Here is a 10,093-nt window from a genome sequence, read left to right on the forward strand (position 1 = left end):
TACTTCGACCAGACCTACCAAGCCATCGCCGGCCTGGTCTCCGACCGCGCGGCCATGCGGTAATCAACCACCAGCCAACCCGCCAGGCCAGCACAGCCCGACCTCAATCGAGCACCACGTCGTAAGTCCTTTGTGGTGCGGGGGTTGGGTCCGGCGTGGCAGCGTCGGCGGCATCGCGGGGAGGGGCGCGTGGAGCAGGGGCTGCTGGCGCTGCTGAAGCAGTACGAGGAGGCGGCCCGGCGGCGAGTGGAGGAGCTGCGGGCCGAGCTGGCCGCGCTGAACGAGCGGATCGCTGCCGCCGAGGGGGAGCTGTCCGATCTGGTGGTCACCCAGGCGACCCTCGCCCGCGTGCTCTGCGAACGCGACGCGGACGGAGCGGAGTTCGAGCTGGTGTCCGCACGGGATGCGGATCCGGACGATCTGCCCGGCTCCCTGCCGCCGGTTGTGCGCGTCGCGACCGGTGAGGTGCCCGCGGAGGGTGACTGGCCGGTGCTGGCCCTGCTGGCCAGCGCTAATACGCCGCTGCGGGCAAAGGAGATCTGCGAAGTGACGGAGGAAGCCGCCGACCACCGGCACGTTGAGACGCTGCGGATGCGGCTGAAGCGCATGGTGCGGCGCGAGTGGCTGGCCGAGCCGTCCAGAGGCCTGTTCGCGCTGGCCGATGGCGTTCGCGCACCCGATCGGCCCTGATCAGGCGGGCTCTTCCCCGCGTCGTGCCTGGTGACAAGCCCGCACCGACGTAAGGAAGAGCCCGATGCCAGCCTATGGCCCCACCGAGCCCGCCGGGGCGTTTCCCGCCGCCCGCGCCGCCTTCGAGCAGCTGCTCGCCGATCTGTTCGACCACCAGGGCGCCTCCCACGCCGAGGCGGAGGAGTTCATCGCCGCGCGCGGCCGCGAGGTGCACCGCCTGATGCTCCAGGAGTGGTTCGACCAGCGGGCCGGGCGCGAGGAACGCCTGCCGGAGGTCGCCGGATCCGACCAGGTGGTGCGGCACGCCGCCGAGCCGGGGCACAAGCGGCTGCTGTCCACGCGATTCGGCACCGTGGAGGTCGAGCGGATCGCCTACCGGGCCAAGGGAGCATCGAACCTGCACCCGGCTGATGCCGAGCTGGACCTGCCGACCGGGCGGCACTCGCACGCGCTCAAGAGGCTCGCCGCGATCGAGGCGGCGCGCGGCTCGTTCGAGCAAGCCGTGGAGGCGATCGAGCGTGCCACCGGCACGCACATGGGCAAGCGGCAGGTCGAACAGCTGGTTGAGCGCACCGCGGCGGACGTGGACGACTTCTACGCACACGCGCGCAGCAACCACTCCGGCTCCGGCTCCGGCTCCGGCTCCGGCTCCGGCTCCGGCTCCGAGGAGATGCTGCTGGTGCTCTCGGCGGACGGCAAGGGCATCGTGATGCGCCCGGAGGCGCTGCGGGAGGAGACCAGGCGGGCCGCCGCGAAGAAGGCAGCGGCCGGCGGCGGGCCTTTCCAGACGCGCCTGGCCGGCGGGGAGAAGAACGGGCGGAAGCGGATGGCCACCGTCGGCGCGGTCTACGACCTCGCGCCGATGCCGCGTGAGCCGGGCGATGTGATCAGGCGCGGCGACGCCGACCGCCCCGCACCCGCCGAGCGGCCCAGGGCGAGTGCGAAGTGGCTGACCGCCTCGGTCGAACGCGACGCCGACCAGGTGATCGCGGCAGTGTTCGACGAGCGAACGGCGCGACCCCGGCCGCGAGCGGGAGTGGGTGATGCTGGTCGACGGGGCCCGCCACCAGCTGGATGTGATCCACAATCAGTGCGATGCGCGCGGGCTCGAAGTGCGCCTCCTGATCGACTTCGTTCACGTGCTGGAGTACGCATGGGGCGCGGCCTGGTGCTTCTTCGCCAAGACCGACTCGGCCGCCGAAACCTGGGTCGGCGACATCGCGCTGGAGATCCTCCAGGGCCGGGCCGAGCAGGTCGCCGACGCGCTCGAAGCGCGGGCGGACAGGGAGGAGCTGGACGGCCAGCGGCGCTTCGGGGTGGACAAGGCGGTCGGCTACCTGCGGGCGAAGCTGCCATATCTGGGCTACGACATCGCCTTGGCGGAGGGCTGGCCGATCGCCACCGGCGTGATCGAGGGAGCGTGCCGGCACCTGGTGAAGGACCGGATGGACATCACCGGCGCCCGCTGGGGCCTGGCCGGGGCCGAGGCCGTGCTCAAGCTCCGCGCGGCGATCAGCAACGGCGACTTCGAGGAGTACTGGGACTACCACGTGCAGCGCGAGCACCTGCGGGTTCATGCCGTCCGCTACCGCGACGCCCTCGCACTCGCAGCATGATCACTGTCCCTCAAACCGAGCCGCACCCATCCGGTATTCGGCCGACACCACCACCGCGGCACCCTCGGCGACGTACGGCAGCAGCATCTGCAGGCCCAACCGGCGGTCTCCCATGACCATCCCGCCGCCGTGGATGTGGTACATGCCCGGCTTGGGGCGACTGTCGTCGACTGGGCTGAGGATCAGGACAGTGAGGTCCGGCGCGCCCTCGGGGCCGGGCACCTGCCGTTCCTCCACCCGCACAGCGCCACCGGCCGTCAGGTCGAGCGCCCCGGCTTCCGCCAGGCTCACCTCCCGGGCCATGGGGAGGGTCTCGGCCGACAGAGGCGGGAACGACTGCCGCGCCGCCTCCACGACGGGCGCGAGCTCCGGATCGAAGGTCGGCCTTGTGGTCACCTCTCCGAGAGAGCGTGCAGACACCTGGCCGGTCATCAGATTCCTTTCGTAGATGCTATGGGCAACTGACGCTTCTGAGTGGCGGTGGTGCCGGGTGTACTGGTCGTCAAGGTGATACGAGGCAAGGTCATGAAGCCGGGCTGTCGTTTGGGGCAGCCGTGATGTGCTCGGTTGTGACGTGTTCGCGTAGCCGGTGTTTCTGTATCTTTCCGGACCCGGTCATGGGGAATTCAGTGACGAACCGCCAGATTCGGGGTGTCTTGTGGGGTGCGAGATTCTGGCGTACGTAGGTGGAGAGTTCGTCCTCGTCGGCGGGCCGGCCGGCGGCGAGCCGGATGAACGCCCCTACCTGTTCACCCCACGTGGGGTCGGGGATCCCTACCACTGCGGCTTCGGCTACCGCGGGATGGTCGAGCAGGACGTGCTCGATTTCGCGCGGGTAGATGTTTTCGCCACCGCGGATGATCATTTCCTTCACCCGGCCGTCGATGCGGAGGTAGCCGCGGTTGTCCATGTTCGCGAGGTCGCCCGTGTGCAGCCACCCATCCGCGTCGATTGTCTCGGCGGTCTGCTGGGGCATGCCGAAGTATGCAGTCATCACGTGATAGCCCCGCGTGCACAGCTCGCCGGTTTCACCGCGGTCGCGAAGCTCGCCGGTGCGCGGGTCGACGATCTTTATTGCGCAGCCGGGCAGTGGCCGCCCGATCGTGCCCGCCCGGTCTTCCGGCGTGTCGTCCAGTGCGGTCATGGTGATGCCGGGTGACGCCTCGGTCTGTGCGTAGATGTTGGCCATGGGGATCCCGAGCGCGGATTCGGTGCGGCGGACCAGGTCGGGCGGGACGGTCGCCCCTCCGGACAGGGCGTAGCGCACCGAGGACAGGTCGGTCCGGCCGAAGCGGGGATGATCGAGCATGGCCAGGAGCATGGTGGGAACCCCGCCGAAGACCGCGCTGCGTTCGGCTTCGATCAACTCCAGCATGAGCGCAGGATCGAACCACGGCGGTATGACGAGGGTGCCCTGCGACGCGATCGTTGCCAGGGTGGTCAGGACGCAGCCCGCGGTGTGGAACAGGGGCATCGGGCTGACGAAGGACTCGCCGGGGCGCATATCGAAGGCGCGGACATAGGACAGCCGCGCGTTGTTGGTGATACCGCGATGGTGGAGCACGGCGCCTTTCGGCGTGCCGGTCGTGCCCGACGTGTACTGGATCTGCGCCGGATCGTCGGGGCTGACCGTGGGCAGTACCTCGGTCGGCGAGCCAGAGGCCAAAAACGCCGCCCACTCCTCGAACAGCACCGTTTCCCTCAACTGCGGGAGATCGGTACGCAGGCCGGCGAGCGTGTTCTCCATCGGGTTGCCGCGGTATTCGCGTACCAGGAAGACTCCGGCTGCCTCCGACTGGCCGAGGACATGCAGCAACTCGTTCTCACGCAGCATCGGATTTACCGTGACCAGGGTCAGACCCGCGAGCGCGGCCGCCATCTCCAGCAGGATCCATTCGGGGAGGTTGTTGGCCCATACCGCGACCCGTTCACCCGGCCGGAATCTGCCCAACAGGGCTCGAGCGGCCTGCTCGGCTTCGTCGAACAGCTCCGCATAGGTCCAGCGCCGCCGGGCCGCCGGGTCGGGAACGCCCTCGACGAGCGCGACCACGGACGGCGCCTGATCGACCGCGTCCCTCAGCAGTGAACCTACTGTCTGCTCACGCACCGGTTCGGACCCCACAGCGCCCAAGAACACTGATTTAGACAATTCACACACCTCGCAATGAGACCGCCAGAACCTTGCGGCAAGTCGGAAGCCATGGCGACGCGGCCGGGGTCGTCATCATGCTTGAAGGTCGCTGCTTCGTCCCCTGTCCGGGACCCTCCCCGAACCCGTTGCACGGATGCATCATGTTGCGGCCTCGTAGAACTCGCCTGGCGGCGGAGCTGGCCGCCTGATACTCCAGCAGCGTTTCGCTATCTGGCCTGGTCGAAGGCTGAGCTGGCTCGGGGAGGGCGATGGCGGGGAGTTGTGGAGTTACTCGATGACGAGCTGGACCGGGACGTTGCCACGAATGGCGTTGGAGTACGGACAGACCTGGTGCGCCTGTTCGACGAGCTCCTCGCCGGTCCCGCGGTCGACACTGCCGGGCAGTGTGATCCGCAGGACGACCGCGAGAGCGAGGCCTTCGCCCTGCTTGCCGATCGACACCTCCCCGGTCACGGTGACCTTGGAGAGGTCTACGCCGGCCTGCCGGCCCGTGATGCCGAGTGCGCTGGCGAAGCACGCCGCATAGCCGGCGGCGAAGAGCTGCTCGGGATTGTTCCCCTCGCCGCTACCGCCCAGTTCCTTCGGCATCGCGAGCTTGAGGTCCAGGGACCCGTCCGAGGCAATGGCGCGGCCATCACGACCATGGGTTGCGGTCGCGACCGCGGTGTAGAGGGTGTTCATGAGTGCGTCCTTCTGTGATGGGTTGACGGCCGACACCTGCCATGAGGTGCGGGGCCTACCGCGGGGTATGTCGAAGTCGCCCTCCCCGGCGCCAACGCGCAAGGTTCTGGCATGGACTAGGGGCAGGGGGCGTCGGGCCAGGCTCGTGGCGCCGAAGAGAAGGGGTAGAACGTTCGTTCTTGTTCAAGCATGCATGAAGAGAACCTGAACGTCAACACCGAACGTTCTACTTCGCGTTGGTTCGGGCGGCGCCGAGAGGCGGAACGCCAAGAGGCGGCAAGGCATCGGAGGGGCGGTAACGTGAGTTGCGGCCGCTCAGGAGCAGCGCGATCTGTGGCACACCAACGCACGATCGTGGCGCCTCGGCTTCCACGACGTGCGCGCGACCGGGCGTCGACGGGGACGTCGGGCTGGGTGGCTCTGCGGCTGGGCAGACCCCCGCCACCCGCTGGCTACACCTGTGGCACGGAGCGCAGCCCGTTCGCCCAGCTCATCGCGGCGTTGCACTTCCGCGCTGACCTGGGTGAACGCCTCGTTCTTGCGTGGACGTACCAGGGCCAGCAGGGCCTGCTTGAAGCAGCTCAACTTCCGCCATCGCATGTGATGTTCACACCTTCGCGTGCAGGTGATCTCACGTTCTCGCAGGTCAGGCCCGAGCATCAAAGAATGATGCTCCGAGGTCCGTACGCCCGAGCACCACTTTTTTGATGCTCCAGGGTCAGAAATTGATGCTCGGGGTGCCAAATTCCGGCGGTCCGGAGCACCAGATTTGGCGAGTAGCGAGACGAACAGCAACCACACGAAGCCCCAGACAGAGAAACATCGTCAGCTGTCGCGAACCTGCCATCTGGGGGGATCTGCTCGCTGATCTCGCCCTTCGGGCCGACTCGGCGGCCACATCCGCGCACCCAGGCCAACGAGACCCCAGTGACCACGCCCCGGTGCTGCCGAGGGGCCATAATCGGGGGATGGCCTTGGCAACAACTCCTGCGTCCGTCCCGCCCGTGCACGAGGTGCTGCGCGCCCGGTACGCCAGCCAGCTGCCGACGCACCTGGACGAGCTGACCGGCCCCACGCACGGCACCGTCGATCTGCTCCTGCACGTGGTGTGGTCTGGGCTGTCCTCCTTCGATCTGGACCGCCCGAAGCTGCGGAGCCTGCTGGACCTGTCGCGAAAGCTGGCCGGCGAGCGGCTGAGTCCGGGGGTGAAGGCGGAGCTGCGGCGCCGGGCGCAGGAACGGTCGTGATGTCGTGGCCGGGCTCGCGGCCTGACGGCTGCAGCGTCCGCGGTGAGCGGGGCGAGCGTGCAGGTGCGCACGAGGGCGGGCGAGAGGGTGTGGCTGAACGGCTTGTCCCGCTCCCGCATGCCATTATTAGATAGATCGTTCGGTATTGACGGTGGGGTCCGGGGTGGCTACCTTGAATGTAGCGAACGTTCCACACATGGGAGGTCTGGGAGGTCCGCTGGGCGTGCCCGCTGTCAACGGGGCGGGCGAGAACGGCCCTCGCGCATGGAGGGCGTGCCGGTGCCGCCGCGCCGGCCGCATCTCACACATACGTGACGCACCGCGGGACCGTCGGGCATGCCGGTCACCGGCCTCGTAAGGCCGCCGGCACCGGGATATGAGGGAAACGCTTGTTCAGCTCATCGCGGACCACATGTTCCGGCACCACCGGCACACCCGAGCGGATCCCCGTGGCGGTACACGCCCTGGACCCGATCCTGCCGCGAGGGCACGATCGGCCAGTTGCGCCGGCACCCGGAGATCGAACTCAAAGCGGAGAACGCCTCGGCCCCCGGCACGGTGGCGCTGCTCGTCGGCGACGCCCTGGACGAGGCAGCGCTGACCCGGCTGCGCCGCCTGGTGCGCGGCGACGGGGCACGCACGGTACTGGTCGTCAGCTCGCTCCGGGAGGCCGAACTGCTGCAGGTCATCGAATGCGGAGTCAGCGCGATCGTATGGCGCCACGAGGCCACCGCGACCCGACTGATACAGGCCGTACTGGCAGCCGCGCGCGGCGACGGAGACCTCCCGGCCGACCTACTGGGCCGACTGATCAACCAGGTCAGCGCGCTGCACCGCACCGCCGGCCCGTCCTCGCGGCTGGCCCCCCGCGAAGTGGACGTGATGCGCATGGTCTCCGAGGGCCTCGACACCAGCGAGATCGCCAGCAAGCTGTCCTACTCCGAACGCACCGTCAAGAACGTGATCCACGCACTGAACACCCGACTCCACCTACGCAACCGAGCACACGCAGTCGCCTACGCCCTGCGCGAAGGCTACATCTGAGAAGCCGTTGCCCTATCGGCCATGAGGATGGTCCTGGTCGAACATTGCCTCCCTTCTCGTACACCACGCTGTGCTGCTTCCGCCGTTCCGCACACGCAGGGGCCGGGCTTGCCCCTGTGCCCCACGGTTCCGCGTCGCGATGATCATCGTGTGACCGCTATGACTGCACAAAAGTCCATGAAAGGTAAACTGTGACGCTGTTCGAGCACCCTCTTGTCCCCGCTGGTTCCGCCGAACCGGCAGTGGAAGATACGGGCCGCATGCTGCAAATGATCACAGGATATTGGGTGACCCAAGTCGTTCGCACAGCAGCGGAGTTGCGCATCGCGGACCATCTGTACCCGGCCGGAGCCACCGCTGCGGAGGTGGCGGACGCCGAATCACTCGATCCCCAGGCGACGTTCCGGTTTCTTCGCGCCTGCGCCTCCCTCGGCCTGGCCTCCTGCCAGGACGGTGACCGATTCACCGTCACGCCGCTGCTGAAGACCCTGCGCACTGGTCACCCCGACTCGCTGCGCGACCTGGCGCTGTATGGCGGGACAGCCTCCCACTGGGCACCCTGGGGTAACCTGCCCGAGGCGATACGCACCGGCGCTCCGCAGGCAGTGGCCACCCTCGGCGCCCCGTTCTTCGACTGGCTCGCCGTGCGCCCGGACGATGCCGGAGTCTTCACTGCTGCCATGACCGCGATGACTCACGGCCTGGCCCATCAACTGGCCGACGTAATTGACCTGAAGGACGCCAGGACAGCCGTGGACGTCGGCGGCGCCAGCGGTAACTTCATCCACACCCTCATGCTGCGCAATACCGAGCTCACCGGCATGGTGCTGGACCTGCCCCACGCCGGCGCTGACGCCGTAGCGTCGGCCGAACGACTAAACGTGGCAGACCGGTTCACTTTCGTCAGCGGCGACTTCTTCGAGAAGGTCCCGACCGCCGACATGCACCTCCTGAAGTTCGTCCTCCATGACTGGGACGACGACTCCGGTGTACGTATCCTGCGCAACTGCCGCGACTCGCTCACGCCCGGCGGACGGATACTGGTGGCCGAACTCATCGTCGACCAGCTGGGCACGCCCGGGCTGCCTCCGCTGATGGACCTGAACATGATGACTCTGTCCACCGGACGGGAACGAAGCGTCGACGAGTTCCAGCGCCTCTTCCAGCGGGCAGGACTGAATCTCGCGAAGGTGTCCTCCTCCGCATCCCTGGTCTCCGTGCTCGAGGCCGTACCTGCCTGATCCGACAGCCGGACGCATCTCGACCGCGTCAGGGGTGGGGATCGGGCATCGAAAAGTGTGCCGTGCGTCCGAGAAACGTTGGCTGTCCGACAGGGGGTGGGCAGCCAATCCACATAGGATGCGGCCCGCAACGCTGGCTGGAATTACGGCGGTTCCCGTCCCTTGTCGAGTCGGGGGCGGTCAGTCTGAGGGAGGCAGTCAAGGAGCCGGGACTGGACCACAAGACGGTCCCTAAGTACCTCTCAAGCACGGCACCGTTCGCGCCGCCGAGGAGGACGTCGAACGGACCTTGTGGCCGACTCGATGATGCGCGGCGAGCAACTCCAGGACCATGTTGGTCTGTTGACGGCGGGCCTCGGCGTAGTCGATCACCACCACCAGCAGGCCTCGGCTGTTGGTCAGCAGGCTGTAGGTGGGGCGCTGCGGAGATCAGCTCGGTGAAGCCGGGGGCGTTCAATCTTTGGCCGTGAACCGGATCGGCGAATCCGCGGCTTGCGCCTGGGCGCTGGTCAGGCCGGTGCGTATCGCCGCTATCGCCTGCGACAGTTCAGTCCCGTCAAATCCCATGCTTCCCCTTGGTCCCATGATCTCGAGGAGCCAGTGTCCCTCCACCGCGCTGCGGCGACAGGGCACATCACGTCCAGCACCGGCCCGAATTGAACTTCCGACAGGGTGTGTCCATCTCGTGGTCGACTGGCACTCCGCCCACCGCTCGAAAAGGGTCCGGGCCTGGCTTGCTGCGCACCCCGACGATGTCGACCTGCACTTCCGGCCGCCGTACTCGCCCGAGCTGAGCCTGGGGCGAGCTAATCTATGCCGATCTCAAGCACAGCCTGCCCAAGCAGTACCGGGCCCGGAACCAGGCCGAACTCGCCGCCGAGACCGCCGGTTCTTCCGCAGGCGCCGGCGCCGCCAGGGATCGGGCGTCAGGTCCACACCGTTAGGCATGTCAGCATGATCACCGTGTGTGCAGCCGGTCCATTGCTGCCTGGCTGTCGTCGTCCGCGGCCGTCGAAGAGGACGTCGAACTCGTTCAGGGCGGACTTCCAGCGGTTGTTCCAGCGCTGGCGGCCTCGGCCGGTGGGGTCGAGGGCGAGGGTGGCGAGGTAGAGGCGTTTGAGGGCGGCCTGCTCGTTGGGGAAGTGGCCGCATGCCTGGACCGCACGCCGGTAGCGGGCGTTGAGGGACTCCATCGTTGGTGGTGTAGACGACCTGCCGGATGGCGTCGGGCAGTCCGAGGAAGGGCACGAACTCGCTCCAGGACCGCTGCCAGAGGGCACGGCATAGTGCCCCTTTTCGTGGCATTTCTGAGGAGACGTTGCTTGTCACGCATCCCTTCCATCCCCTGTCGGGGCGCCGGGTGCGGGTGTGCCGGACGGTGCGTCGCTCCGGCGGGCTGGTCTTCATCTGCACTGCCGGTGA

At 67.8% G+C, this 10,093-nt stretch carries 8 protein-coding genes and 3 pseudogenes; 6 read left to right on the forward strand and 5 right to left on the reverse strand.

All coding sequences use genetic code 11. From position 1 onward, the window contains the following. Positions 1-189 precede the first annotated feature (189 nt). A complete protein-coding gene (locus tag FCI23_RS51840) occupies positions 190-690 on the forward strand; it encodes a hypothetical protein (RefSeq protein WP_136730906.1) in 501 nt (166 codons plus the stop codon). Positions 691-754: 64 nt separating this feature from the next. Then, positions 755-2,306 (forward strand): annotated as a pseudogene (locus tag FCI23_RS51845) (ISKra4 family transposase). On the opposite strand, the gene FCI23_RS51850 reads toward FCI23_RS51845, so the two are convergent. The 3 genes from FCI23_RS51850 to FCI23_RS51860 form a co-directional block, all read right to left on the reverse strand. Continuing rightward, positions 2,307-2,702, reverse strand: coding sequence for an alpha/beta hydrolase family protein (locus FCI23_RS51850; protein ID WP_136730907.1), 396 nt, complete (start codon positions 2,700-2,702; stop codon positions 2,307-2,309). Between the two features lie 127 nt (positions 2,703-2,829). Beyond that, positions 2,830-4,413: an AMP-binding protein gene (locus FCI23_RS51855; protein ID WP_246144869.1), complete on the reverse strand. Its 1,584-nt coding sequence runs from the start codon at positions 4,411-4,413 to the stop codon at positions 2,830-2,832. A 312-nt stretch (positions 4,414-4,725) separates the two neighbouring features. After that, a complete protein-coding gene (locus FCI23_RS51860; RefSeq protein ID WP_136730909.1) occupies positions 4,726-5,139 on the reverse strand; it encodes an organic hydroperoxide resistance protein in 414 nt (137 codons plus the stop codon). 968 nt (positions 5,140-6,107) lie between these two features. Here FCI23_RS51860 and FCI23_RS51865 point away from each other — a divergent pair. The 3 genes and pseudogenes from FCI23_RS51865 to FCI23_RS51875 all read left to right on the forward strand — a co-directional run bounded on the left by FCI23_RS51865 (position 6,108) and on the right by FCI23_RS51875 (position 8,671). After that, positions 6,108-6,386: a hypothetical protein gene (locus FCI23_RS51865; protein WP_211265856.1), complete on the forward strand. Its 279-nt coding sequence runs from the start codon at positions 6,108-6,110 to the stop codon at positions 6,384-6,386. A 389-nt stretch (positions 6,387-6,775) separates the two neighbouring features. Continuing rightward, positions 6,776-7,430: pseudogene (locus FCI23_RS51870) on the forward strand (helix-turn-helix transcriptional regulator). 260 nt (positions 7,431-7,690) lie between these two features. Further along, positions 7,691-8,671 (forward strand): methyltransferase, encoded by a 981-nt coding sequence (locus FCI23_RS51875; protein WP_456318882.1) that lies wholly within the window; start codon positions 7,691-7,693, stop codon positions 8,669-8,671. A gap of 453 nt (positions 8,672-9,124) precedes the next feature. On the opposite strand, the gene FCI23_RS64440 is transcribed toward FCI23_RS51875, so the two are convergent. Further along, positions 9,125-9,256, reverse strand: coding sequence for a trypco2 family protein (locus FCI23_RS64440; RefSeq protein ID WP_407646158.1), 132 nt, complete (start codon positions 9,254-9,256; stop codon positions 9,125-9,127). Between FCI23_RS64440 and FCI23_RS61880 the strand changes: the two genes are divergently transcribed. Continuing rightward, positions 9,255-9,629, forward strand: coding sequence for a transposase (locus FCI23_RS61880; protein ID WP_322974054.1), 375 nt, complete (start codon positions 9,255-9,257; stop codon positions 9,627-9,629). The genes FCI23_RS64440 and FCI23_RS61880 overlap by 2 nt on opposite strands. On the opposite strand, the pseudogene FCI23_RS51885 reads toward FCI23_RS61880, so the two are convergent. Then, positions 9,598-9,946 (reverse strand): annotated as a pseudogene (locus FCI23_RS51885) (transposase); the annotation flags it as partial. The gene FCI23_RS61880 and the pseudogene FCI23_RS51885 overlap by 32 nt on opposite strands. Positions 9,947-10,093 lie beyond the last annotated feature (147 nt).

Origin of the sequence: Actinacidiphila oryziradicis (genome assembly GCF_005047355.1) — a bacterium.
Lineage (GTDB): Bacteria > Actinomycetota > Actinomycetes > Streptomycetales > Streptomycetaceae > Actinacidiphila > Actinacidiphila oryziradicis.